The organism is Paenochrobactrum sp. BZR 201-1, assembly GCF_044987585.2.
Taxonomy (GTDB): domain Bacteria; phylum Pseudomonadota; class Alphaproteobacteria; order Rhizobiales; family Rhizobiaceae; genus Paenochrobactrum; species Paenochrobactrum pullorum.
Window position 1 is genome coordinate 15,499 of sequence record NZ_JBJDRZ020000006.1, and the last position, 23,894, is coordinate 39,392.

Consider the following 23,894-nt stretch of genomic DNA (forward strand, 5'->3'; position numbering starts at 1 on the left):
TGACGACAGCCGCAAGACCGGAGTGTAAACATGGCACAGACCTTTGATACCATCCTCAAAAATGCAACGCTGGTTAATCACGATGGCACCGGCCAGCGTGATATTGGTATTCGCAACGGGCGCATCGCGGCCATCGGTTCTTTGCAGAACCACTCCGCCGGTGAAGTGATTGATTGCACAGGTCTGCATATTTTGCCGGGTGTCACCGACAGTCAGGTGCATTTTCGCGAGCCGGGTCTGGATCACAAAGAAGATCTGGAAACCGGTTCAAAAGCAGCGGTTCTTGGTGGTGTGACCACTGTTTTCGAAATGCCGAACACCAATCCTTTGACCACAACCCCTGAAACTTTGGCGGATAAAGTGCGCCGCGGCCATCATCGCATGCATTGCGATTTTGCTTTCTGGGTTGGTGGCACGCGAGAAAACGCCAAAGATGTGGCAGAGCTGGAGCGTTTGCCAGGTGCGGCAGGTATTAAAGTGTTCATGGGTTCTTCAACCGGTGATTTGCTGGTCGATGATGATGAGGGTGTGCGCTCCATTCTTAAAAATACCCGCCGCCGCGCTGCCTTTCATTCGGAAGATGAATTCCGCTTGAAAGAGCGTGAAAATTTACGTGTTGCCGGTGATCCTTCCAGTCATCCGGTCTGGCGCGACGAGATTGCAGCTTTAACCTGCACCCAACGTCTTGTGCGTATCGCCAAAGAAACGGGCGCGCGCATCCATGTACTTCACATCTCGACTGCCGAAGAAATTTTATTCCTGCAGAACCACAAAGATGTGGCTACCTGTGAAGCAACGCCGCATCATTTGACCTTGTCTTCTGATGATTATGCAACGCTTGGCAATCTCATCCAGATGAACCCGCCGGTGCGTGACAGCCGCCACCGTGATGGTGTTTGGCATGGTATTGAGCAGGGCATTGTTGATGTGCTGGGCTCAGACCATGCGCCGCATACATTAGAAGAAAAGGCCAAACCTTATCCGGCGTCCCCATCCGGTATGACGGGTGTGCAGACCTTGGTGCCGATCATGCTCGATCACGTAAATGCCGGTAAATTGTCATTGGAACGCTTTGTTGATCTGTCGAGTGCTGGTCCGAACCGTATTTTCGGCATGGCCAATAAGGGACGTATCGCCGTTGGTTATGATGCCGACCTGACTATCGTTGACATGAAGCGCGTTGAAACTATCACCCATGCACAGGCTGGCTCGAAAGCTGGTTGGACACCTTATGACGGTAAGAAAGTGACCGGCTGGCCGGTTGGCACATTTGTGCGTGGTCATAAAGTGATGTGGGAAGGTGAAATCGTCAATCCGTCACTGGGGGAGGCGGTCGAGTTTTTGGAAGCGCTGCCAAAGCGCTGATGCAAGATATAAAAAAAGCCGGACAATTTGTCCGGCTTTTTTATTTGAAACTTAAAAAAATCAGTGCAGCGGGCGTGTGGATAAAAAGCCGCCTGCAATGATCTGTTCTTTCATCTTGTCGATAAGAATGATTGCGGCATCTTCACCAGCATCACGGATCAATTCAGTTAATGCTGTCGCAAATGCAGCTTCAGCCAAAATTTCTGATTCGATGCCTTCCGAAATACCATCAGCCCAAGCTTCATTCTGGTACTCAATCGCAGCCAGCTTTTTTTCTTCTGCAATCAGTTCATCGAGATCAGTAGGAGTATGCTGCATTGAAATCACCTCGGCTTACGCCCTTCTTTGAAAAAATGGTGCTGCCTTCATTGTTAAGCAAATGTGGCGCCCATTATTTTTTAGCTCTTCTAACACATTGCCCGCGATATGAATCAAAAAAAACCGTCAATTCACGAATGAATTAATTGATAGTTAATTCCCGTATCGGGATACCAATTCCTTCGTAAGTTGCGCGCCTTCTTTTAAGTAACTGTCGATGGCAGCCAAAGCTGAAGGCGTACAGCGTTTGTAGGTATCGCTATAGCTACGATAACCACGGTTGAAATTTGAAATCAGGCGAAGACGTTCTGCTTCGGCGGGATTTTCTTTGGCAATCAGCTCATCCATCTGCTCGCGCCAGACAAGAGAGTTCTCGCCACATAAATTACGTAAAAAATGCAAAGAGCCTAACACTTCGGCAATACGCAGCATTTTTTCCTGCGCAGCATCATCATTGGCATATGCGGGAATGAATGAGCTGCTCACAAGGCAGACGGTGATAACAAAAACCACGCTCCGATTAACACACTTGCATAACCGACCGTTTTTTTTACCAGATCGCGGATCGGCCCATTTCTTGAAACGGTTGAACATGAGCTGTCCTTTTCAGTGCTTTATTTGATGTTGAAACACGGCGAGTTCAAGGCAAAGAGTTAAATTTATAGCGCATTGGTTGAATTTTCCGTTTCCACAACCTTGCGGGCGACCTCCAATGTACTGGGTGTGACTTGCAAATTTGTCATTTCTTCAACTGTCAGCCAATGCAGCGATACCGCATCATCACCTGCCAGTTCGCAGCCGGAAATATCATAAGCGCGGAAAATTGCCAGATAATAGCTGCGGTCATATGCACCGGCATCAAGTGCTAAATCAACAGTGATAAAATGTTTGAGTGCTTTGGCATGAAGTGCTGTCTCTTCATGTAGCTCGCGCTGTGCTGCCTGTTCTGGCGTTTCACCTTTTTCAACACTGCCACCGGGAAACGCCAGCCAGTCTTTTTTAGGTTCCTTGCCACGCTTAACTAGCAAAAAGCGCTCCTCACGTCGGCAGATCACTGAAACACCTTCAATCGGGGCGACATCATATAACGGCTTGGAGAATATTTCGCTGATCATCGACAAAGCACATTGACCCTTTTTGTAAAGTACTCTCCCGTTAAATCATATATTTGCTTGACCGGCACTGCAAAAAACGGAACATCACTTTCTATGTGCGGAAGATTTTCATTGATAGCAACACGGGAAGAGGTGGAGGCATTTATTGCAGCCATTATCGACGCGGAATTTCCGCCCCGTTATAATATTGCACCAACTCAGCCAATCATGATGGTGGTGGCGGGAGAGGCCCGGCCGGAAGGTAGCAATCTGCCGGATCGAAAAAGCATTTTGGTGCGTTGGGGCTTTATCCCTTCATGGGTCAAAGATCCCAATAGCTGGCCTTTGATGATCAATATGCGCTCGGAAACGGCTGTGCAGAAAAACTCATTCCGTATTGCAATGAATCATTTTCGCGCGCTTGTTCCGGCTTCCGGTTTTTATGAATGGCGTAAAGTCGATAAAAACAAACGACAAGCCTATTGGATCAGGCCGCGGGAAGGTGGCATTGTCGCTTTTGGCGCTTTGATGGAAACATGGAACGGTACAGATGGCTCACAAGTGGATACGGGCGGGCTTTTAACCACCAGAGCCAATAAAACCCTTGCCCCCATTCATGACCGTATGCCGGTGGTGATCAAGCCGGAAGATTTTAATCGCTGGCTCAATTGCAAACATTATTTGCCGCATGAAGTTGAAGATCTGATGCAACCGGTGGAGGATGATTTCTTCGAGGCAATTCCGGTGTCCGATAAGGTCAATCATGTGGCCAATATCACACCGGATGTTCAGGAGAGGGTGGAGGAAGATTTGGCACCGCAAAAGTCGGCATTGAAACGGAAAAAGAAAACCGATAGCGGTGATGATTCCGGCGGCCAGTTGTCGATGTTTTAAAAACGATTTTCAGAGCTGATTTTATAAAGTTAATCAATTAGGGTGATTATGCTGTTTTCTTCGACTTTTTCAGGCTTTTTGCTCGGCGCTTCGCTGATTATTGCTATTGGTGCACAAAATGCCTTTGTTTTGCGGCAAGGGCTTTTACGTCAGCATGTTTTCATCATTTGCTTGATTTGCGCATTATCCGATGCCGTGCTGATTACTGTTGGTGTTGCAGGTCTTGGCTCACTTATCAGCCAGTCGCCACGTTTGATTACAGCGGTTACTTTTGGTGGCGCAGCTTTTCTGTTTTGGTATGCTTATGGCGCATTTAAACGTGCTCTTCATCCTGAAGCAATGCACGCGAAAAAGCAAAGCGGCGGTCGTTTGAAAACCGCTGTTTTAACGGCACTGGCACTCACATTTTTAAATCCACACGTTTATTTGGATACAGTTGTTCTGTTGGGCAGTCTTTCTGCCCGTTTTGAAGGGCAAAGCCGTATAGCCTATGGTGCAGGTGCAGCAATTGCCTCTTTTGTCTGGTTCTTCGCACTGGGCTATGGCGCCAGATTGCTGGAGCCTGTTTTCGCCAAACCGGCGGCATGGCGGGTGCTTGATGTTATCATCGGCGTGATTATGAGCTTGATTGCACTGAGCCTGTTGAGCCATTTCTTTTCATAACAGTGCTCAGCCATTACGGCTGAGCACAAAAGCCAATGCCTTTTTATTATAATGATTGTTCTCGATATGAGATGCTTTGCGCGCTGATATATGGCGGACTGCCGCCAGAATTGCAGGAGAACCAATTTTGCTATAATGAGCCAACAGATGATCGGCTTGCTTGTTTGAGCGATGATGCAGGTTACTGGTCATTTTGTGTTTCCTTTTTTGAAGGCCAATAGTAAGGTGCTTTGGCGGGTGTTAATGTCACCAAAGAATTGGTCTGAAAAAAGGTTTCTTGGAGCCTGCTTTAAGGTGTTTCTATGAAATACGTGATAATTTAAAACGGCTCCCAATCACAGATGGCTGCGTCATCTTAGATCGCAACCAAGCATCAGAAATTACTTGACGAAAGCCGGTGCGGCAGAGATAAGTGATTTTATGAAAACGATAAACGCCATCACCACTTGTATTTGTGCGATTATTATTAGCTAGCATTCTGCTGGCTCGGCCGTTTTCGTCTCCTTTTTACATCCAAGATGACAACGTTCCGGCCAGCGGGCTGTAACAAGTACGTTTTTGTGTTGCTTGCATCTTGCGTGATGCTTTTAGGGGACTGATCAATGACTGCCCAAAATATTGAATTAAGACTGTACAATACGCTGACCCGCACCAAGGAAATCTTTGCTCCGATTGATGCGAAAAATGTGCGTATGTATGTCTGCGGGCCGACAGTTTATGATTTTGCCCATATCGGTAATGCACGTCCTGTTATCGTTTTTGACGTTTTATTTCGTTTGCTGCGCCATATTTATGGGGAAAATCATGTCACTTATGCGCGTAACATCACCGACGTGGACGATAAGATTAATGCGCGTGCCGTGCGCGATTATCCTGATTTGCCGTTTAATGAGGCAATCCGCAAAGTAACGACAAGCACCAATGCGCAGTTTCAGGCGGATGTGACCGCGCTTGGCAATTTGGCACCAACCCATCAGCCGCGTGCAACCGACCATATGGATGAAATGCGGGCAATGATTGAACGTTTGGTGACACGCGGTATCGCCTATGTGGCTGATGATCATGTGCTTTTCTCACCATCAGCCATGAATGAAAAAGCCGACTCCGGTTATGGTGCCCGTTACGGCACATTGGCACGTCGCTCTCTGGATGAAATGCTGGCTGGTGCTCGTGTTGATGTGGCTTCCTATAAGCGTGACGAAATGGATTTCGTGCTGTGGAAACCGTCCAAGCAGGGTGAACCGGGCTGGCCTTCACCGGCTGGCATTGCGGTTAATGGTCGTCCGGGCTGGCATATTGAGTGTTCTGCCATGTCGATGGCCAAACTGCTGGAGCCTTTTGGTGGCGGTTTGCAATGCGATGATCCGGAAAAGAATATTTTTGATATTCATGCCGGTGGTATCGATCTGGTGTTCCCGCATCATGAAAACGAGATCGCCCAGACATGCTGCGCATTTGATACGCAGCGCATGGCCAATATCTGGATGCATAATGGATTTTTGCAGGTCGAAGGGCAGAAAATGTCCAAGTCGCTCGGTAATTTCATCACCATTCGTGATGTTTTGAACAGTGATCTGGCGGCTTTCTCCCATCTGGAAAAAACAGATGCAACAGCGCGTGAACGCGAACAATGGGTGGGGTTGGCTGCACGTTTCTCCATGTTGCAAACGCTTTACCGCGAGCCGATCAATTGGACATCGCAGCGTCTGGAAGAATCAAGCGAAGAATTGCTGCGCTGGTATCGTTTGCTGCGTGAAGAAGGCTTTGTTTTAAGCGAAAAACTGGATCAGGTGTCTGAACTTGTCGAAGCGCTTAGCGATGACATTAACAGCTGGGCAGGCATTACCGTTTTGCGTAAGGCTTATAAGGATAAAAACATTGCTCTGCTTGGACAGGGATTGGTTCTGCTTGGCCTTTTTGATCCTTTGTTCATGGCAAAAGATGCCGCACTTTTTGCTGAGCTCAAAGCTGATCAGGCAAATGCCATTGAAGCCAAAATCAATGAGCGTTTGGCCTTGATTGCTGCCAAAAACTGGGCAGAAGCAGATCGCATTCGTGATGATTTGCTTAGCAATGGTATCCAGTTGCAAGACGGTAAAGATCCGATCAGCGGTGAGCGTGTCACCACATGGGAAGTGGTACGATGACGGGCGGGAATAAGAGTGGGGGAGAACAAGTGCGCAAAGAACGCATCTATATCTACGATACGACATTGCGTGACGGCCAGCAGACACCGGGTGTCGATTTTTCAGTAGAAGACAAAAAAGCTATTGCCGCTTTGTTAGATGATTTTGGCATGGATTATATCGAGGGCGGTTATCCGGGTGCCAACCCGACCGACACCGCCTTCTTTCAAGCCAAGCAGACGGAAAAGGCAAAATTTGCAGCTTTCGGCATGACCAAGCGGGCAGGGCTTTCTGCATCCAATGATCCGGGGCTTGCGGTTTTATTGCAGGCCAAAAGTGATAGTGTTTGTTTTGTTGCCAAAGCATGGGATTACCATGTGCATCTGGCGCTTGGCTGTACCTTGGAAGAAAATCTGGAATCCATTACCGCTTCCGTGACTGCTGCTTGTAGCGCCGGACGCGAAGCGCTGGTGGATTGCGAGCATTTCTTTGATGGTTTTAAAGCCAATCGTGATTATGCATTGGCTTGCGCCAAGGCAGCCTATGATGCGGGTGCGCGCTGGATTGTGTTGTGCGATACCAATGGCGGCACCCAACCTGCTGAAATTCATGATATTATTCAGGCTGTTATGGAGGTGGTGCCAGGTGATCATCTTGGTATTCACGCTCATAATGATACCGAGCAAGCAGTTGCAGTATCACTCGCTGCTATTGATGCCGGTGTGCGTCAGGTGCAAGGCACTTTAAATGGTATTGGCGAGCGTTGCGGCAATGCCAATCTGGTGACACTGATCCCGACTTTGATGCTCAAACTCTATTGGTCGGATCGCTTTTCGCTCGGGATTAATGATGAAAAACTCAAAGATTTGACCCGTTTGTCACGCGCTTTTGACGATATTTTGAACCGCGCACCAGCAGAACAGGCGCCATTTATCGGCAGTTCAGCTTTTGCCACCAAAGCCGGTATTCATGCCTCGGCTCTTTTAAAAGAACCTAAAACCTATGAACATGTGCCGCCGGAAACGGTTGGCAATCATCGACGTGTGATGGTGTCCGATCAGGGCGGAAAATCCAACTTTCTGGCTGAATTGCAGCGCCATGGCATCAAAGTCGCGCGAGATGATTCGCGCCTTGATATGCTGATTACGCTGGTGAAGACTCGTGAAGCCGAAGGCTATGCCTATGAAGGCGCCGATGCCAGTTTCGAGCTATTAGCGCGCAATAGTTTGATGTCGATTCCGGAGTTTTTTAAAGTCGACTCTTTCCGTTGTATGGTGGAGCGCCGCTTTGATGCCAATGGTAATTTGATCACGGTGTCGGAGGCCGTTGTTAAGCTGCAGGTAGATGGCGAGCAGAAAATGTCTGTTGCCGAAGGCCATGGTCCCGTCAACGCGCTCGATATTGCGCTGCGTAAAGATTTAGGCCGTTATCAGGAAGAGATTTCCGATCTGGAACTGGTTGATTTTAAGGTGCGTATCCTCAACGGCGGTACGGCTGCGATCACCCGTGTTTTGATTGAATCAGGCGATGCTACGGGCGCACGTTGGCGCACTGTTGGGGTGTCCGATAATATTATCGATGCTTCCTTTCAGGCTTTGATGGATTCGATTATTTATAAATTGATGAAAAACCGCTCACTGGCTGGTACCGGACTGGCTAATTAGTCATTTCCGATTTATGAGAGAACCACCGGTATTTTTCAAGCCGGTGGTTATGAGCAGTAACCTTTTGAAACTGCTCGGATTGTTTGGACATTCATGACTAAGTCATCATCACCAGTAACGAGCAATGATAGTGCGCGTGGATTTTTCTATGCATTAAGCGCTTATGCTTTATGGGGCGCATTGCCACTTTACCTCAAGGTGGTAAGCTATATTCCCAGCCTTGAAGTAGTTGTAAACCGTGTCATCTGGTCATTGCCGGTGGCTGTCATTTTGCTCGCTCTGTCGGGGCAGCTGAAAGAGATGATAGCCATATTGCGCCAACCAAAATTGGTCGGTATGGGCTTGGTAACAGGTTTTTTGGTGACCTCAAACTGGCTGATTTATGTCTGGGCGATTGAACATGGTCAAACGGTTGCATCAGCTCTTGGCTATTACATCAACCCATTGTTGAACGTGCTGTTGGCGAGCCTTTTTCTCAACGAGCGTTTGAGCAAAGCGCAGTGGGTTTCCATTGGTTTTGCCGCTGCTGCCGTTGTTTTGCTGGCTATCAGCCATGGCGGCTTGCCGTGGATTTCACTGGCATTGCCTTTGACATTCAGCCTTTATGGTTTCTTCCGTAAGTCAATGCCGATTGCCGCTTTGCCGGGCTTCACGCTGGAAATCATGATCGTCTTTTTGCCGGCATTTATCTATTTCGTCATGTTGGTCGGCAAGGGGCAGGATCACTTTGTGCATGGCACCTGGACAGATATTGGCTGGCTGGTGCTGGCGGGGCCGTTTACGGCCATTCCGCTTATTCTCTTTGCCAAAGGTGCCAAACTATTGCGTTATATGACCTTAGGGTTGATGCAATATACAGCGCCTACCCTGATGTTCTTGATTGCGGTTTTTGTCTTCAAAGAACCATTTGAGATCATTGATTTGGGTGCTTTTATGCTGATCTGGATTGGGCTGGTCATTTATAGCTGGTCAAGTTTCACGCAATATCGCGCCAATAAACAGGCTGAATAATTCAGCCTGTTTATTATGCCTCTTACATACGGCTGATAATATCGGCATCGCCGGATTTATCACTGCCGTTTTGCGCTAAAATTGTCGGAACAATGTCTTCGGCTTCATCAATCACTAAAGGCTGTAACTGGTGATTGGTATGAATAAAGCCCTCACGGCGCATATGATCTATGAGAGTAAGCATAGGCTGCCAGAATTGGTTGATATTGGCAAAAACCATTGGTTTTTTATGGCGACCAAGCTGTGCCCATGTCATCATTTCAACGATTTCTTCAACGGTACCAATGCCGCCGGGCAGTGTGATGAAAGCATCGGAATGCTGGAACATCAAATGTTTGCGTTCATGCATATCTTTGGTGATCATCACTTCGCTCAAATGATTGAGACTCGTATCACTGGCTTCTTTGGCAATCAAAAATTCCGGAATGATGCCGAGCACTTGGCCGCCATTTTGCATAACGCCTTCGGCTACAGCGCCCATAATGCCTTTGGTGCCGCCACCATAAACAAGGCGGATTTTATGTTCAGCGAGAGAGCGGCCTAATGTAAGCCCCGCTTCACGATAGGCGGGATTGTTGCCGGTTGAAGAACCGCAATATACGCAAATGGATTTGATCTCGGACATATTATACCTGAACTGCTATGAATATGAAAATTTGAAGGTTTTATAACTGTTTGAATGGCGAGGCTCAAACATAAAGCGGATAGTTTATCTTGTCGATGTGCAGCTTTCTTGTAGTGTTGAGAAAAAGGCTGTAAACCACTGTAAAAGCGGCCGTGTGAAGGATAAAGAAAAATGCAAAAGAGCCGATATGCTTTGGTAGGTTTTGCTGTTGTTGTCATTCTAGGAGGAGTGCTGGCGTTTTGTGGTTTTCCCGTTAAAAATACGCCCATTAAAGGCACGGATGTATCGCAGCCGGTAGCGCAAGCACCTGTTGAAACAAAAACAGCACCCAAAGCAACCCCACCACAAGCGACAGAGCCTGTACAAAAAACAGACGCTGAGGCAAAAACTGTCGAACCTGCTGCTGTTGAACCTCAAACAACAACAGAGAATAAAGAGTCTGATGCGAATACTGCCTCAACAGCGGGCGTGGATGTGCCGGTTTTTGATCTGGTTCGTGTCGAGCCGAATGGCGGCGTGGTGATTGCCGGTAAATCTTTGCCGGGCGCCGAGGTTGATGTTCTGTTGGGTTCACGCGTTTTGGGTTCTGTCAAAGCGAGCGAGAATGGTGATTTTGTGATTGCCTTTGATGAGGTGTTGAAGCCAGGTGATCACAGTTTGGTTCTGCGCAGCACAAGCACAGATAATAAAGCGGCAACATCGGCGCAAACCGCGATTGTTTCCATCCCTGATAATGTAAACGGACAGGTGCTGGCACTGGTGGAAGAACCGGGACAGGCAAGCCGCATGATCACCAAGCCGCAAACAGATGATGCGAATGCGCAGAATAATGATGGTGATCAGTCAGCACAAACGAATGGTACTGAGGCAAGCGCATCCAATGATGGTTCAGCTTCTGTAATTGATGCGCCAATTGCTGTTGAAGCTGTCGAAATTGAAGGCAATACAATCTACATTGCCGGACAGGCCAAGACTGATCACAGCGTGATTGTTTATGCCAATGAGAAAATGCTTGGCCGCAGCAATGTGTCGCCGGAAGGACGTTTTTTAGTTGAAAGTCAACAACCTCTGGCCGTTGGTGATTATATCATTCGTGCAGATTTGCTGAACAAAAACCAGAAGGTCATTGCCAGCGCACGTGTGCCGTTCCGTCGGGAGGCTGGCGACAATATTTCCGCCGTTGCACCATCTGTGAAAGAGCAACGCTTAAGTGCTCAGGATGGTAAAAGCCAACCGCAGCCGCAACAAGTACCACATAATGATAAAGCATCTGCACAGGCTTTGGAAAATGTCAGAGGCTCCGTCATCATTCGAAAAGGTGACAATCTCTGGACAATCTCCAAGCGTACTTATGGCAAGGGCACACGTTATACAACGATTTATCTGGCCAATCGTGATCAAATCCGTAATCCGGATTTGATCTGGCCCGGACAGGTTTTCACTATGCCCAGTGAGCCATTGTCCGAAAACGATGCGGCCAATGCTTTGCGTGAAACGCAACCGAGCCAATAAATGCGTCATAACTAAAGCTTGTAATTTGATCTTTCATCGTATATCGACGATTTACGATGAAAGATCAAAACACACAAGCCTGTTCACTGGCTACCTATAAAATTGAGGATGAAGAGGCGGCTCGCATTTATGCGGCGCTGGCTCATCCTGTACGATTAACTATTTTACGGCAATTAAGCATGCATGAAGCATGCTGCAAAGACATTGTCGGCGGGCATGATCTTGCCCAGTCAACCGTTTCCCAACATTTAAAAGTTTTGGTACAGGCGGGGCTGATTGATTTCCGTGCCGAACGGCAGAACTCGCGCTACAGGGTTAATCACGCAAGGCTTGACTATATCAAAGATCACTTTGCCCAACTCACTCTCTCATGCGTAAGGCCGCCGACCTGCGATTGATCTCTGATGATTAATCGCTGATACGAATTCCCTGAAAGATAATCTTATGAATAATGGCAAGACTGTTTCTGCCGAATCCGGACAAACTTTCCGGACATTGCGTAATTTGTGGCCCTATATGTGGCCTGCAGAGCGTCCTGATTTGCGTATGCGGGTGATCTGGGCCAGCTTTTATTTGGTCATCGCCAAGCTGGTGCTGATCTCGGTGCCTTACTTTTTCAAATGGGTTACTAATGCGCTGAACGGCCAGTTGAATGCACCGGATTTCATTCCGGCCATTTTGATTGGCGCTGTGATGCTTGTGGTGGCTTATAATGCCGCACGTATCATTCAGGCTGGTTTGAACCAATTGCGTGATGCGCTATTTGCCAGTGTCGGCCAATATGCCGTGCGCCAATTGGCTTATAAAACCTTTGTCCATATGCACCAATTATCGCTGCGGTTTCATCTTGAGCGCCGCACCGGTGGCCTGTCTCGTGTCATTGAGCGTGGTACCAAGGGCATAGAAACCATTGTCCGCTTTACCATTCTGAATACCGCTCCCACGGTGCTGGAATTTGCACTGACAGCCTTCATTTTTGCTTATTCATATGGCTTTTCATATCTGGCAGTGGTGGCGATTACCGTTTGGGCTTATACATGGTTTACCATCAAAGCCAGCGATTGGCGCATTAATATCCGTCGCGAAATGAACGATTCCGATACGGAAGCCAACACTAAAGCCATCGATTCCTTGCTGAATTTCGAAACCGTTAAATATTTCGGCAATGAAGCCATGGAAGCCAAACGTTTTGACGGGGCAATGGCGCGCTATGAAAAAGCCGCCACCCAGACATGGACATCGCTTGGCTGGCTCAACTTCGGGCAGGCAGTTATTTTCGGTGTTGGCATGGCCATCGTAATGGTGATGTCGGCAATGGAGGTCAAAGCCGGTACACAGTCCTTAGGTGATTTTGTTTTCATCAATGCGCTGTTGATGCAGTTGTCTATTCCACTTAATTTCATCGGCTTTATCTATCGTGAAATCCGTCAGGGTTTGACCGATATTGAACAGATGTTTGATCTTCTTGATGTCGATCAGGAAGTGCAAGATAAACCGCAAGCTACACCACTGATCGTTCATGAGGGCGCTATCCGCTTTGATGATGTGTATTTTGCCTATGATCCGTTGCGCCCGATTTTGAAGGGGATCAGTTTTGAAGTGCCGGCCGGTAAAACGGTGGCAATTGTCGGGCCGTCGGGCGCGGGTAAATCAACATTGTCACGTTTACTCTTCCGCTTTTACGATATTCAGTCCGGGACCATTACCATCGACGGGCAGGATGTACGTGATGTGCAGCAGGAAAGCTTGCGCCACGCAATCGGCATGGTGCCGCAGGACACTGTTCTTTTCAACGACACGATTGCGTATAATATCCGTTATGGCCGTATGTCTGCAAGTGAAGAAGAAGTGGAGCGTGCAGCAGAACTGGCGCAAATTTCCGGCTTCATCAAGCATTTGCCAGAGGGCTATCAGGCGATGGTGGGCGAGCGTGGCTTGAAATTATCAGGTGGTGAAAAGCAACGTGTAGCGATTGCCCGTACCATTTTGAAAGCCCCGCCAATCCTGATTTTGGATGAAGCGACATCGGCTCTGGATACAGCAACCGAGCAGGAAATTCAGCAGGCTCTTGATCTCGTCAGCCGTGACCGTACTACCTTGGTAATCGCGCACCGTTTGTCGACCGTGATTAATGCCGATGAAATTATCGTGTTGAAAGAAGGCGCTATTGCTGAAAAAGGAACCCATCGCCAACTGCTCGCACAAAAAGGACTTTATGCTTCGATGTGGGATCGTCAGCGTGAAGCAACGGAGGCAGAAGAACGTTTGCGGCAAGTTCGTGAAAGCGATGATCTGGGTATTTTATAAGCAGAATCTCTTTCTCAAAACATTCTCTTAAATATTTGATAAAAGGCGGCTTTCGTGGAATCTCCTACGAAAGCCGCCTTTATTTTTATCCATATTCACCTTGTTATTAAGGCGGATAAAATAGTTTACGTTGAAAAAATGGGGATATTGGCAATCAAAACCGATTTAAAATGTGCGATTATCGCTGCAATTATGTGAAACAATGTCATGAAACGTGAATAGCTGCCGAAATGGTTTTGTTTTTGGCCAGAATGCAGTAAGTATCTGCAAAACTCGAGGATGAACTGATGAGCCTTGCCGATTCAATTCGTAATACATTTGTCCCTATCCACCGTGAGGGATATCCATTCATTGCCGGTTTTTTTGTTGTCTCATTAATTTTGGGATGGCTGTGGAACCCGCTTTTCTGGGTGGGTATGGTTCTCACCATCTGGTGCATTTATTTCTATCGTGATCCCGAACGTGTGACGCCGATGGATGACCGGCTGGTCATTAGTCCGGCCGATGGTAAAGTGTCCTTTGTCGGTGCTTATGTGCCGCCGGCAGAACTTGGTTTGGGTGATCAGCCACGCACACGTATTTCCGTTTTCATGAATGTGTTTTCGGTGCATATCAACCGTGCACCGGTTCGCGGTCAGATTGAAAAAATCATTCATCGTCCGGGTAAATTTTTAAACGCAGAGCTTGATAAATCGAGTGCTGAAAACGAGCGCAACAGCGTTTTGATCGATAGTCCTAAGGGTAAAGTGGCTGTTGTGCAGGTCGCAGGTCTTGTCGCACGCCGGATCATTTGCTGGTCGAATGAAGATGACACATTGTCGGTGGGGGAGCGTTTCGGTCTTATCCGCTTCGGATCCCGTCTCGATGTTTATCTGCCGGAAGGTGCAGTTGCGCGTGTTGCTGTTGGTCAAACGGCTGTTGCGGGTGAAACTGTGCTGGCCGAATTTGACACAGACCACTCAGAACCAACAGTACGGATTGGTTGATACAAATGGAAACTGGGTTTCCGGAAAAAGATACCAGCGCTGACAAGGCAAATGCTGAAGGCGATACAGTTATTATGGAAAGTCGGGGGCCCCGGCTTTCGCAAATTCCGCTGCGTATCATTATTCCCAATATCATTACAGTGCTGGCAATTTGCGCCGGACTGACCGGTATTCGGTTGGCATTTGAAAACCGCTTCGAACTTGCGGTCATGATGGTGCTGATTGCGGCTTTCCTGGATGGCCTCGACGGACGTGTCGCGCGGATGATGAAGGGCTCTTCCAAATTTGGCGCGCAGATGGATTCACTTGCCGATATTGTAAATTTCGGCGTGGCTCCGGCCTTGGTGCTCTATTCATTTATGCTGGATCAGGCACGTTCATTTGGTTGGACAGCGGCACTTTTATACGCAATCGCCTGTTGTCTTCGTCTGGCACGTTTCAATGTTATGACAGAAGACCCGAACCGTCCTGCTTGGCAAAACAATTACTTCATCGGCGTTCCGGCCCCAGCTGGCGCCATGTTGGTATTGCTACCGGTTTATTTGGGCTTTTTAGGTCTGGTGCCAACTAAGACGCTGGCCTTTGTTGCTGCCGGTTTCACGGTTCTGGTTGCTTTTTTGCTGGTGAGCCGCCTGCCTGTTTATAATGGCAAAACTGCAGGCAGCTATATTCGCCGCGATCTGGTCGCACCGCTTATTCTCTGTGTGGTGATCTATGTCGGTCTGCTGACAAGCTATACATGGTATACGCTGACTGTCACGGCTATTGCTTACACCTTTATCATTCCATTGAGCTGGGTTGCTTGGAACCGTTGTGAGGCTTCTGAAAAATGTAACAGCAGCATGCCCGCAACCGATGATCACGAAAGCATTATCTAACAATTGATAGTTACAAAAAAGGCTCTGTGAAAACAGAGCCTTTTTTTATGGGCATATCAATCTGCAGAAAATTAATCCGGCAGATGGTAATCAAGAAAACGATCTTTCGGCACATCAAATAATTTGCCGGTAAGCGTCAGAGTAGGATCGGCAAGCGCCACAATCTTTTTAGCGACATCTTGCGGATGCGGCAGGCTATCCGGATCTTCACCCGGCATAGCTTGTGCGCGCATGGCAGTACGGGTAGGGCCGGGATTGACAGAGTTGACCCGCAGAGAGCTGTTTTTAGTTTCCTCTGCCCAGCTTCGCGCCAAAACTTCAACAGCAGCCTTGGATGCCGCATAAGGGCCCCAGAATGCGCGGGCTGTGTGCGCAACGCCGGATGACAACACGATAGCACGCCCCGCATCAGAGGCGCGCAAAAGCGGGTCAACCGAGCGGATGAGACGCCATGTGCTAGTTACGTTGATATTCATCACCTTTTCAAAGGTCTTGGCTTCTACATGACCGATTGGTGAAATGGTGCCAAGCACACCGGCATTGGCAACCATAATATCGAGCTTGCCCCAGCGCTCGTGAATAGAGCCGCCCAATCGGTCGAGAGCAGGGAAGTCGGTTAAATCAAGTGGTACGAGCGTCGCCGAGCCGCCTTGCTTGCGGATTTCATCATCCAGTTCTTCCAGTCCGCCTACCGTGCGGGCAACTGCAATCACATGTGCACCAGCTTTTGCAAGCTCCAGTGCAAGGAAATATCCGATGCCGCGCGATGCGCCGGTCACCAGAGCCAGACGGCCGTTAAGGTCGATGCTCATACCAATCCTGTCATATGTTAGAAGATTACTGGTCAGCGTTAGCCATTATTTGTTACCCATTGCTGGCCAATAATGATAAATTATGGATATTGTTTTCATTGTCCTGATCGAGCAGGCGTGTCGGGTAATCTCCGGTGAAATAGTGGTCTGTAAACTGCGGATGATCATTATTGCGTGGCTCGCCGCCAACGGCAAGGTAAAGTCCATCAATCGACAGGAATGCAAGTGAATCTGCACCGATATAGCGGCACATCGCATCCATATCTTTATACTGATTTGCGAGCAGCTTTTCTGCGTCGGGTGTGTCGATGCCGTAGAAGTCGGGATAGAAAATCATCGGGCTGGCAACGCGGATATGCACTTCGGCCGCGCCCGCATCGCGGATCATTTGCACGATTTTGACAGAAGTCGTTCCGCGCACAATCGAGTCATCAACGAGGATAACGCGTTTGCCTTCGATGATTTCACGGTTGGCTGAATGTTTCAGCTTCACGCCAAGCGCTCGGATTTGCTGGGTCGGCTCAATGAATGTTCGGCCAACATAATGGTTGCGGATAATGCCAAGCTCGAACGGAATGCCGCTTGCCTGTGCATAGCCGATAGCTGCCGGTGTGCCGCCATCAGGAACAGGCACCACCACGTCAGCATTAACGTGTGATTCTTTGGCCAGATTGAAACCCATGTTTTTGCGCGCATTGTAAACATTGCGGCCGCCAACAACGGAATCAGGACGGGCAAAGTAAACATATTCGAACATGCAAAGACGTTCAGACTGTGGTTTTTCCGGCTTGATGGATTGGGTGGTGATGGAGCCGTCCGGCTGTAATTCACACACGATGACTTCGCCGTTTTCCACATCACGAATGAAAGTCGCACCGATAATATCAAGTGCACAGGTTTCGGAGCAGAAAATCGGTTTTCCGTCGAGTTCGCCCATTACAAGCGGACGGATGCCGACAGGATCACGCGCTGCGATCAGTTTGGTGCGGGTCATGGCGAGAACGGCATAACCGCCTTCAACCTGGCGGATGGCATCAACAAAACGATCAATGGAGGATGTATGACGGGAGCGGGCAAAAAGATGTAAGACTACTTCGCTGTCGGATGTGGACTGGCAGATGGCACCTGCTGCAATCAGTTGACGGCGCAGTGTCAAACCATTGGTGAAATTACCATTATGGGCAATCGCAATACCGCCCACTTCCAATTCGGCAAACAATGGCTGCACATTGCGCAAGATAGTTTCGCCGGTGGTGGAGTAGCGCACATGACCGATTGCCAGATCGCCCGGAAGCTGTGCCAATGTTGCAGGATCAGTAAAATGATCACCGACCAGCCCCATATGACGCTCGGAATGAAAGCGATTATTATTGAAAGTAACAATACCTGCCGCTTCTTGTCCGCGATGCTGAAGGGCGTGCAGGCCAAGCGCTGTCAGCGCCGCCGCATCTTTATGGCCTAAAATACCAAAGACACCGCATTCTTCATGTAAAGAATCTTCGTCCAGCATATATGGGGTTTTATCAGCATTACTATGTATCATTGCCGCAAGGCCTTTCGATTGCAGAGCAATTAAAAACACTCTCTAACACAGAAGCACTTTTCATTGGAAGCAAAGAGTTGTTGCCGCAAAAAGCTTTTAATCACCGATATCAGGCGTGTTTTCTGGTCAAATTTTGATCTGGTGTGATCTAACAAAATGCTAAAAAGCAAAAAAGCCACAGAAAAGAATTCCCATGGCTTTATTTGAAATTATCAATTTTATTGTGCCGGTTCTGCTTCCGGAGCAGGTGCGCTATTTTGATCTGCATTTGCAGGGTCGTTGTGGTTTGGCTTCAACTTGTCAATAAAGCTGGTGTCCGGATCTGCTGGCAGGAGTTCGACCAGTTTTTCTCCCAGATTATCAAGAAACGCCTTGGATTTGGCATTGGCTACCCAAGCAGGCTGATCGGTGCTGACCAACCAGTTGAAGAACAGCATGGCGACAACCATTAACAAGATGCCGCGTGCTGCACCAAACAAAAAGCCCAATGTGCGGTCAAGCGCACCAATGCGGCTGTCGATGATGAAATCGGCAATTTTCATGGTGATAATGGAAACAATAATCAGCGCGACGAGGAAAACCGCTGCTAAGGCTGCAATTTTCGCCAATGTGTCACTGGTGACATAAGGCTGAATGAACGGCAGGACTTTTGGATAAAACAGATAAGCGGCAGCGGCTGCTGCTGCCCAGGAAGCGACCGAAAGCACTTCCCGTGAAAAACCCCGTACCATCGCCAGAACGGCGGATACGAGTGTGATTCCAAGAAGAATTCCATCAAGAAGGGTGATTGGCATTCGGCCTGTCCTTAATCTACTTAAACTCTATCCTTGCATGCCTGTGGCATTTTGCAAGTCAGCTTTCATTCATCGGGCGATTTATACACCCAGTTTTAATCGTTCTTTTTGCCTTGTCCCGAAGTGGCAATATCTACAACCATATCGGCCAGCGCAACTTTTTCGGTTAAACGGAATTTAGCATTTTTCCATAACTCGCTGCTGCCACCTGGGACTATCGCATGCCTGAAACCAAGCTTCTCAGCTTCCTTCAAACGCTGCACGGGGTGGGACACCGGACGAATAGCACCAGAAAGACTGATCTCGCCGAAATAAACGCTATCGGCCGGAAGGGCAATAGCTGCAATGGAGGAAACAAGCGCTGCCGCCACAGCTAAATCGGCCGCCGGCTCGGAAATACGATAACCACCGGCCACATTGAGGTAAACATCATGCTGGCCGAAGCGCACACCGCAATGGGATTCAAGCACGGCCAGAATCATTGAAAGACGGCTGCTATCCCATCCCACCACGGCACGCCGGGGCGTTCCAAGGCTTGAAGGGGCAACCAGTGCCTGAATTTCTACCAGAACAGGTCGTGTGCCTTCCATGCCCGCAAAAACCGCAGCCCCTGGGGCTTTTTCATTGCGCTCGCCTAAGAATAATTCGGACGGATTGGCAACCTCACGCAAACCTTTATCGGACATTTCAAAAACGCCTATTTCGTCGGTGGGGCCAAAGCGGTTTTTGACGGTGCGAAGGATACGGTAATGATGACCACCTTCGCCTTCAAAATAAAGCACCCCGTCTACCATATGCTCGACCACGCGAGGGCCAGCTATCTGACCTTCTTTGGTAACGTGACCAACGAGCACCACGGCAGCACCGGTCTGCTTGGCGTAGCGGATCATTGCTTGCGCTGAAGATCGCACCTGCGTCACGGTTCCGGGTGCACTATCGGCCAAATCTGTCCAAAGGGTCTGGATAGAATCGATAATCACCAGATCGGGGCGCTTATTGCCGGCAATCGTTGCTAGAATATCTTCAACATTGGTTTCGGCAGCAAGTTCAACCGGAGAAGACGCAACGCCTAAACGCTGCGCACGGAGCCGAATTTGCGCAACCGCTTCTTCGCCTGAAACATAGACAATGCGATGCCCCTGATTGGCAAGTGCTGCTGCGGCTTGTGTCAAAAGGGTGGATTTACCAATACCTGGATCACCACCGATCAGAAGCGCTGAGCCGCGCACAAAGCCGCCGCCTGTGGCACGGTCTAACTCGGCAATACCCGAAGAAATGCGTGGTGCATCTTCAATCTCACCGTCAAGCGAGGTAAGGGTGACGGCGCGCCCTTTTCGGGCGCTGCGCAAAGATGAGGGGCCGCTGCCGATACCGCTATTGGTGCCTTCTTCGACAAGTGTGTTCCATTCGCCACAGCTATCGCATTTCCCAGCCCAGCGCGTATGCACGGTGCCGCAGTTTTGGCAGATAAACTGCACTCTGGCTTTGGCCATTCGTTATACCTTTTGTAAAGCCATCGGCAGTGAAAACCTATTCATATTGTTCCGGTACATAAGATCCTTCAGCCAGATCCGCAAAGCGGGTGAATTCTGACTGGAAGGCGAGTTTAACAGTACCGGTTGGCCCGTGACGCTGCTTGGCAATAATAACGTCCGCCGTGCCTTTGACCTTTTCAAACTGCATTTTCCATTCGTCATATTTCGGATCGAATTCGTCACGCGGTTCAAGGTTTTTGACATAATATTCTTCACGGAACACGAAAAGTACCACGTCCGCATCCTGCTCGATCGAACCCGATTCACGTAAATCCGAGAGCTGCGGACGTTTGTCGTCACGGCTTTCCACTTGTCGGGAGAGCTGTGAGAGCGCGATGATCGGCACATTCAGCTCCTTGCCCAAGGCTTTCAAACCAGTGGTGATTTCGGTAATTTCCTGTACGCGGTTTTGCGAGGAGGCTTTGGAAGAACCAGTCATCAGCTGGACATAGTCGATCACCAGAACATCAAGGCCGCGCTGACGCTTCAAGCGGCGCGCACGTGCGGCGAGCTGCGCAATGGAGATACCACCCGTCTGGTCAATATAGAGCGGAATTTTCTGCATCACCTGTGAGCAGGCGACCAGTTTTTCAAAATCGGTTTCGGTAATATCACCGCGGCGGATTTTCGAAGACGAAACTTCTGTCTGCTCGGAGATAATACGTGTGGCGAGCTGTTCAGCCGACATTTCGAGCGAGAAGAACCCGACAACGCCGCCGTTGATTGCTTTAATGCTGCCATCCGCTTGTTGCTCGCCTTCATAGGCATTGGCAATGTTGAAGGCGATATTGGTCGCAAGCGAAGTTTTACCCATCCCCGGACGCCCCGCGAGAATGATCAAGTCGGAAGGCTGCAAACCGCCCATCTTGACATCCAGCGACTGAATGCCGGTTGAAACACCGGAGAGATGGCCGTCACGCATGAAGGCGGCATTGGCCATATCAACGGCTGTTGTCACTGCATCTTTAAATGCTTGGAAACCACCGTCATAACGGCCGGTTTCAGCCAGTTCAAACAAGCGGCGCTCGGCATCTTCAATCTGGCTTTGTGGTGCCATATCCACGGGCGCATCATAGGCGACATTGACCATTTCCTCACCAATATTGATAAGGGAGCGACGCGTGGCGAGATCATAAATCGCGCGGCCATAGTCTTCAGCGTTAATAACGGTAACCGCTTCGGCAGCAAGGCGCAGCACGTATTGGAAAACTGTCAGATCACCGACTTTTTCTTCCGCCGGAAGAAAAGTTTTCATCGTTACCGGATTGGCCATTTTGCCTACACGGATCAAATCACTGGTAATTTCATAAATGCGTTTATGCAGCGGTTCATGAAAATGCGTTGGCTTCAGAAAATCTGAAACGCGATAAAATGCATCATTATTGATCAAAATTGCGCCGAGCAGAGCCTGTTCAGCCTCAATATTGTTCGGAGTTTCACGGTAAAGCCCGCCTTGACCATCGCGGCCTTCGCCCCGTGGTTCGGTTAGTTTGTGTACCGTTGCTTCCGCCATAATCTCATGCCCTATATTTTGAAAAATCCGGCTGAAAACGTCTAAACCAACCGGATTACCAATATATGTACCTCATCTGAAGCGATGAGGGTACAGGCGATAGCATGATTCACACTGATTCACAGGGACTATGTGACATCTTCCGTTCATTCTGTGTGAATGTATGATTGCGGCTTTCAGTATTGGCACTTGCCCGCATACTATCAAGCCTGCGTAAGCGCTTTTCCTCAACTTCAATATAGTTACGGGTAAGGGGTACCGATTCTTGCCGATGCGCAATTTGAATATGGAACACCATCATATCCTGCCAGCGGAAGGCGCTCTCGGAACCGGCCAGATAAAATTCCCACATTCTGCAAAAGCGTTCATCATAGAGCGCTTTAGCTTCATCGCGCCGCGCCATAAAAGCTTCACGCCAAGCTTTGAGTGTTTCGGCATAATGAAGGCGCAGGATTTCAATGTCGGTGACGATCAATCCTGCCTTTTCAATGTGGGGTAAAACTTCCGAGAGTGCAGGAATATAACCTCCGGGAAATATATGGTGACGAATAAAAGGATTAGTCGCGCCGGGGCCATCACTGCGGCCAATCGAGTGCAATAAAAAGACACCGTCTTTTTTAAGCAGTCGTGCCACATGCTGGAAATATTCAGCAAAATGACCGACGCCCACATGTTCAAACATCCCCACAGAACTGATGCGGTCATATTGGTCGGTGAGATGGCGATAGTCTTTGAGTTCAAATTTAGCGCTGTGACTTAAATTTTCTTGTGCAGCACGCTGGTTGGCAATTGCATGTTGTTCCTCCGATAAAGTCACTCCGGTCACATCAGCCTTGAGATAGCGCGCCATATAAAGGCCCAAGCCACCCCAGCCACAGCCGATATCCAGCAGTTTATCGCCTTCATTAATCAAAAGCTTGGCAGCGATATGGCGTTTTTTGGCCAACTGCGCTTCAGCCAAAGTGCTTGTCTGAGTTTCAAAATAAGCGCAGGAATATTGCTTGTCGGGATCGAGAAATAAATCATAAAGCGCACCCGACAGATCATAATGGCTTTTGACGTTTTTTGACGAGCGCATGATGTTATTCATCTGCTGTAGGCGACGAAGACTGCGGCGCGCAAAGGCAATTGCCCGCATCCATGGCTGGGTAGCCGCATAGGGCCCCGTATTTTCAAAGACGACTTGCAAGAGGAGGTAAATATCTCCCTCAATCACATCCAGCTCGCCGTCCATATAGCACTGGCCAAGCTGAAGCTCAGGATCAAATGCAATCGCTCGTTCGGCATGAGGCGTATTAAAACGGATATGCAGGTGAGGGCCACTGCCGTCACCATAACGGGTGGTATTTTGTTTGAAATCTGTCACGGACAGATTGCCGGTCTTGATGATGCGCTTCAAAACCGTATGTAAAAGTCCATTCATCGCCAATCTCCCCAACTGAAGGACTGGATGATGAAGTGATGCCGATCCGCGCTTTTAATCGTTAAGGGCTGGCGCGGATTGCCCCACTTACACCTTAAACAGTCTGCTACTGCTGTACAGAATAAGCACTTTTTTGGTTCTGAAAAGAGAAAATACCCGACATTTCTGCCGGGCATTACTTTTACATCATCTTTTTATTTAAAAAGATGCGGGCTTGCCCCGAATATCTTGGCAATTAAGCCTGTTCTTCTTCTTCTGAAACTTCGAATTCTTCTTCGTCGATTTCTTCAGATAAAGTCTGTTCTTCAATGCCATAGATAGCTTCGATTGAAGTCAGGTCTTCACCTTTTTCCTGACGTTCAGCTTCTTCAGCCGAACGGGCAACGTTAACAGCAACGGTTACTTCTACTTCAGGATGCAGCACGATCAAAACATTGTGAAGACCAATCGTTTTGATTGGGTGGTTGAGTTCAACCTGGTTGCGGTGCAGCGAGAAGCCGGCTTCAGTGATGATATCAGCGATATCACGTGTTGAAACTGAACCATAAAGCTGACCGGTTTCACCAGCTGAACGAACAACAACAAAGCTTTTTCCTTCGAGCTTGTCTGCAACAGCCTGAGCTTCGTTTTTACGTTCCAGGTTCTGTGCTTCGAGCTGAGCGCGCTGACCTTCGAACTTCTTCAGGTTAGCTTCGTTCGCACGCAGAGCTTTGCCCTGTGGGAGAAGGAAGTTGCGGGCAAAGCCGTCTTTAACTTTTACAGTTTCGCCCATCTGGCCGAGGCGGGCAATACGTTCCAGGAGAATAACGTCCATGGGATATTCCTTTCGAG

Annotated in this window: 24 protein-coding genes; 12 read left to right on the forward strand and 12 right to left on the reverse strand. The window is 48.7% G+C overall.

The features are described from left to right. The first annotated feature begins 30 nt into the window (after positions 1 to 30). Positions 31 to 1,365 (forward strand): dihydroorotase, encoded by a 1,335-nt coding sequence (locus ACI0FR_RS05210; RefSeq protein ID WP_374830085.1) that lies wholly within the window; start codon positions 31 to 33, stop codon positions 1,363 to 1,365. A 60-nt stretch (positions 1,366 to 1,425) separates the two neighbouring features. On the opposite strand, the gene ACI0FR_RS05215 is transcribed toward ACI0FR_RS05210, so the two are convergent. The 3 genes from ACI0FR_RS05215 to ACI0FR_RS05225 all read right to left on the reverse strand — a co-directional run bounded on the left by ACI0FR_RS05215 (position 1,426) and on the right by ACI0FR_RS05225 (position 2,798). Further along, the gene (locus ACI0FR_RS05215) at positions 1,426 to 1,683 is read right to left on the reverse strand and encodes a hypothetical protein (protein ID WP_374830087.1); all 258 of its coding nucleotides are present in this window, start codon (positions 1,681 to 1,683) and stop codon (positions 1,426 to 1,428) included. Between the two features lie 153 nt (positions 1,684 to 1,836). Continuing rightward, on the reverse strand, positions 1,837 to 2,277 hold the full coding sequence (locus ACI0FR_RS05220) for a TIGR02301 family protein (RefSeq protein WP_404906321.1): 441 nt from the start codon (positions 2,275 to 2,277) through the stop codon (positions 1,837 to 1,839). Positions 2,278 to 2,342: 65 nt separating this feature from the next. Then, on the reverse strand, positions 2,343 to 2,798 hold the full coding sequence (locus ACI0FR_RS05225; protein WP_404906320.1) for an NUDIX hydrolase: 456 nt from the start codon (positions 2,796 to 2,798) through the stop codon (positions 2,343 to 2,345). Between the two features lie 93 nt (positions 2,799 to 2,891). On the opposite strand from ACI0FR_RS05225, the gene ACI0FR_RS05230 reads away from it, so the two are divergent. Together ACI0FR_RS05230 and ACI0FR_RS05235 are read left to right on the forward strand one after the other, a co-directional pair. Continuing rightward, positions 2,892 to 3,671: an SOS response-associated peptidase gene (locus ACI0FR_RS05230; RefSeq protein WP_404906319.1), complete on the forward strand. Its 780-nt coding sequence runs from the start codon at positions 2,892 to 2,894 to the stop codon at positions 3,669 to 3,671. A gap of 48 nt (positions 3,672 to 3,719) precedes the next feature. Then, a complete protein-coding gene (locus ACI0FR_RS05235; RefSeq protein ID WP_404906318.1) occupies positions 3,720 to 4,334 on the forward strand; it encodes a LysE/ArgO family amino acid transporter in 615 nt (204 codons plus the stop codon). A 6-nt stretch (positions 4,335 to 4,340) separates the two neighbouring features. Here the strand turns inward: ACI0FR_RS05235 and ACI0FR_RS05240 are convergent, their stop codons facing one another. Continuing rightward, on the reverse strand, positions 4,341 to 4,526 hold the full coding sequence (locus ACI0FR_RS05240) for a hypothetical protein (protein ID WP_374830095.1): 186 nt from the start codon (positions 4,524 to 4,526) through the stop codon (positions 4,341 to 4,343). A gap of 410 nt (positions 4,527 to 4,936) precedes the next feature. Here ACI0FR_RS05240 and cysS point away from each other — a divergent pair, with 410 nt between their 5' ends. The 3 genes from cysS (at position 4,937) to rarD (ending at position 9,135) form a co-directional block, all read left to right on the forward strand. Further along, on the forward strand, positions 4,937 to 6,481 hold the full coding sequence (cysS, locus tag ACI0FR_RS05245) for a cysteine--tRNA ligase (protein WP_404906317.1): 1,545 nt from the start codon (positions 4,937 to 4,939) through the stop codon (positions 6,479 to 6,481). Between the two features lie 29 nt (positions 6,482 to 6,510). Further along, positions 6,511 to 8,124: a citramalate synthase gene (gene cimA / locus ACI0FR_RS05250; protein WP_374830099.1), complete on the forward strand. Its 1,614-nt coding sequence runs from the start codon at positions 6,511 to 6,513 to the stop codon at positions 8,122 to 8,124. Positions 8,125 to 8,217: 93 nt separating this feature from the next. Beyond that, complete coding sequence (rarD, locus tag ACI0FR_RS05255) at positions 8,218 to 9,135, forward strand: EamA family transporter RarD (protein WP_404906315.1); 918 nt, start codon at positions 8,218 to 8,220, stop codon at positions 9,133 to 9,135. A 22-nt stretch (positions 9,136 to 9,157) separates the two neighbouring features. Here rarD and ACI0FR_RS05260 read toward each other — a convergent pair whose 3' ends face one another. Then, on the reverse strand, positions 9,158 to 9,760 hold the full coding sequence (locus ACI0FR_RS05260) for an LOG family protein (protein WP_374830103.1): 603 nt from the start codon (positions 9,758 to 9,760) through the stop codon (positions 9,158 to 9,160). Between the two features lie 171 nt (positions 9,761 to 9,931). On the opposite strand from ACI0FR_RS05260, the gene ACI0FR_RS05265 reads away from it, so the two are divergent. From ACI0FR_RS05265 to pssA, 6 genes are all read left to right on the forward strand, one after another. After that, on the forward strand, positions 9,932 to 11,272 hold the full coding sequence (locus ACI0FR_RS05265; RefSeq protein ID WP_404906314.1) for a LysM peptidoglycan-binding domain-containing protein: 1,341 nt from the start codon (positions 9,932 to 9,934) through the stop codon (positions 11,270 to 11,272). A gap of 56 nt (positions 11,273 to 11,328) precedes the next feature. Then, positions 11,329 to 11,670 carry an ArsR/SmtB family transcription factor gene (locus tag ACI0FR_RS05270; RefSeq protein WP_374830107.1) on the forward strand — a complete coding sequence of 114 codons (342 nt, stop codon included), beginning with the start codon at positions 11,329 to 11,331 and terminating at the stop codon, positions 11,668 to 11,670. 46 nt (positions 11,671 to 11,716) lie between these two features. Next, entirely contained in the window at positions 11,717 to 13,579 is a 1,863-nt protein-coding gene (locus tag ACI0FR_RS05275; protein ID WP_404906312.1) for an ABCB family ABC transporter ATP-binding protein/permease, read from the forward strand. 54 nt (positions 13,580 to 13,633) lie between these two features. Further along, positions 13,634 to 13,777: a hypothetical protein gene (locus ACI0FR_RS05280; protein ID WP_404906311.1), complete on the forward strand. Its 144-nt coding sequence runs from the start codon at positions 13,634 to 13,636 to the stop codon at positions 13,775 to 13,777. Positions 13,778 to 13,866: 89 nt separating this feature from the next. Beyond that, the gene (locus ACI0FR_RS05285) at positions 13,867 to 14,565 is read left to right on the forward strand and encodes a phosphatidylserine decarboxylase (protein ID WP_374830113.1); all 699 of its coding nucleotides are present in this window, start codon (positions 13,867 to 13,869) and stop codon (positions 14,563 to 14,565) included. A 74-nt stretch (positions 14,566 to 14,639) separates the two neighbouring features. Then, positions 14,640 to 15,443: a CDP-diacylglycerol--serine O-phosphatidyltransferase gene (gene pssA, locus ACI0FR_RS05290; protein WP_374830531.1), complete on the forward strand. Its 804-nt coding sequence runs from the start codon at positions 14,640 to 14,642 to the stop codon at positions 15,441 to 15,443. Between the two features lie 71 nt (positions 15,444 to 15,514). On the opposite strand, the gene ACI0FR_RS05295 is transcribed toward pssA, so the two are convergent. From ACI0FR_RS05295 to rplI, 7 genes are all read right to left on the reverse strand, one after another. Continuing rightward, entirely contained in the window at positions 15,515 to 16,255 is a 741-nt protein-coding gene (locus tag ACI0FR_RS05295; protein ID WP_374830115.1) for an SDR family NAD(P)-dependent oxidoreductase, read from the reverse strand. A 52-nt stretch (positions 16,256 to 16,307) separates the two neighbouring features. Next, complete coding sequence (gene purF / locus ACI0FR_RS05300) at positions 16,308 to 17,798, reverse strand: amidophosphoribosyltransferase (protein ID WP_374830117.1); 1,491 nt, start codon at positions 17,796 to 17,798, stop codon at positions 16,308 to 16,310. Positions 17,799 to 18,016: 218 nt separating this feature from the next. Further along, entirely contained in the window at positions 18,017 to 18,592 is a 576-nt protein-coding gene (locus ACI0FR_RS05305) for a CvpA family protein (RefSeq protein ID WP_374830119.1), read from the reverse strand. Between the two features lie 95 nt (positions 18,593 to 18,687). Beyond that, on the reverse strand, positions 18,688 to 20,085 hold the full coding sequence (gene radA / locus ACI0FR_RS05310; protein WP_404906310.1) for a DNA repair protein RadA: 1,398 nt from the start codon (positions 20,083 to 20,085) through the stop codon (positions 18,688 to 18,690). Between the two features lie 37 nt (positions 20,086 to 20,122). After that, positions 20,123 to 21,640: a replicative DNA helicase gene (locus ACI0FR_RS05315; RefSeq protein ID WP_374830123.1), complete on the reverse strand. Its 1,518-nt coding sequence runs from the start codon at positions 21,638 to 21,640 to the stop codon at positions 20,123 to 20,125. A gap of 109 nt (positions 21,641 to 21,749) precedes the next feature. Continuing rightward, the gene (locus ACI0FR_RS05320; protein WP_404906309.1) at positions 21,750 to 23,063 is read right to left on the reverse strand and encodes a class I SAM-dependent methyltransferase; all 1,314 of its coding nucleotides are present in this window, start codon (positions 23,061 to 23,063) and stop codon (positions 21,750 to 21,752) included. A 235-nt stretch (positions 23,064 to 23,298) separates the two neighbouring features. After that, a complete protein-coding gene (gene rplI / locus ACI0FR_RS05325) occupies positions 23,299 to 23,877 on the reverse strand; it encodes a 50S ribosomal protein L9 (protein ID WP_374830127.1) in 579 nt (192 codons plus the stop codon). Between the last annotated feature and the right edge of the window lie 17 nt (positions 23,878 to 23,894).

What these genes read in the sequence shown, in the direction of transcription:
- ACI0FR_RS05210 (WP_374830085.1), top strand. Translation starts at nt 31, where the DNA reads ATGGCACAGACCTTTGATACCATCCTCAAAAATGCAACGCTGGTTAAT.
- ACI0FR_RS05215 (WP_374830087.1), bottom strand. Translation starts at nt 1,683, where the DNA reads ATGCAGCATACTCCTACTGATCTCGATGAACTGATTGCAGAAGAAAAA.
- ACI0FR_RS05220 (WP_404906321.1), bottom strand. Translation starts at nt 2,277, where the DNA reads ATGTTCAACCGTTTCAAGAAATGGGCCGATCCGCGATCTGGTAAAAAA.
- ACI0FR_RS05225 (WP_404906320.1), bottom strand. Translation starts at nt 2,798, where the DNA reads ATGATCAGCGAAATATTCTCCAAGCCGTTATATGATGTCGCCCCGATT.
- ACI0FR_RS05230 (WP_404906319.1), top strand. Translation starts at nt 2,892, where the DNA reads ATGTGCGGAAGATTTTCATTGATAGCAACACGGGAAGAGGTGGAGGCA.
- ACI0FR_RS05235 (WP_404906318.1), top strand. Translation starts at nt 3,720, where the DNA reads ATGCTGTTTTCTTCGACTTTTTCAGGCTTTTTGCTCGGCGCTTCGCTG.
- ACI0FR_RS05240 (WP_374830095.1), bottom strand. Translation starts at nt 4,526, where the DNA reads ATGACCAGTAACCTGCATCATCGCTCAAACAAGCAAGCCGATCATCTG.
- cysS (WP_404906317.1), top strand. Translation starts at nt 4,937, where the DNA reads ATGACTGCCCAAAATATTGAATTAAGACTGTACAATACGCTGACCCGC.
- rarD (WP_404906315.1), top strand. Translation starts at nt 8,218, where the DNA reads ATGACTAAGTCATCATCACCAGTAACGAGCAATGATAGTGCGCGTGGA.
- ACI0FR_RS05260 (WP_374830103.1), bottom strand. Translation starts at nt 9,760, where the DNA reads ATGTCCGAGATCAAATCCATTTGCGTATATTGCGGTTCTTCAACCGGC.
- ACI0FR_RS05265 (WP_404906314.1), top strand. Translation starts at nt 9,932, where the DNA reads ATGCAAAAGAGCCGATATGCTTTGGTAGGTTTTGCTGTTGTTGTCATT.
- ACI0FR_RS05270 (WP_374830107.1), top strand. Translation starts at nt 11,329, where the DNA reads ATGAAAGATCAAAACACACAAGCCTGTTCACTGGCTACCTATAAAATT.
- ACI0FR_RS05275 (WP_404906312.1), top strand. Translation starts at nt 11,717, where the DNA reads ATGAATAATGGCAAGACTGTTTCTGCCGAATCCGGACAAACTTTCCGG.
- ACI0FR_RS05285 (WP_374830113.1), top strand. Translation starts at nt 13,867, where the DNA reads ATGAGCCTTGCCGATTCAATTCGTAATACATTTGTCCCTATCCACCGT.
- pssA (WP_374830531.1), top strand. Translation starts at nt 14,640, where the DNA reads ATGGAAAGTCGGGGGCCCCGGCTTTCGCAAATTCCGCTGCGTATCATT.
- ACI0FR_RS05295 (WP_374830115.1), bottom strand. Translation starts at nt 16,255, where the DNA reads ATGAGCATCGACCTTAACGGCCGTCTGGCTCTGGTGACCGGCGCATCG.
- purF (WP_374830117.1), bottom strand. Translation starts at nt 17,798, where the DNA reads ATGATACATAGTAATGCTGATAAAACCCCATATATGCTGGACGAAGAT.
- ACI0FR_RS05305 (WP_374830119.1), bottom strand. Translation starts at nt 18,592, where the DNA reads ATGCCAATCACCCTTCTTGATGGAATTCTTCTTGGAATCACACTCGTA.
- radA (WP_404906310.1), bottom strand. Translation starts at nt 20,085, where the DNA reads ATGGCCAAAGCCAGAGTGCAGTTTATCTGCCAAAACTGCGGCACCGTG.
- ACI0FR_RS05315 (WP_374830123.1), bottom strand. Translation starts at nt 21,640, where the DNA reads ATGGCGGAAGCAACGGTACACAAACTAACCGAACCACGGGGCGAAGGC.
- ACI0FR_RS05320 (WP_404906309.1), bottom strand. Translation starts at nt 23,063, where the DNA reads ATGAATGGACTTTTACATACGGTTTTGAAGCGCATCATCAAGACCGGC.
- rplI (WP_374830127.1), bottom strand. Translation starts at nt 23,877, where the DNA reads ATGGACGTTATTCTCCTGGAACGTATTGCCCGCCTCGGCCAGATGGGC.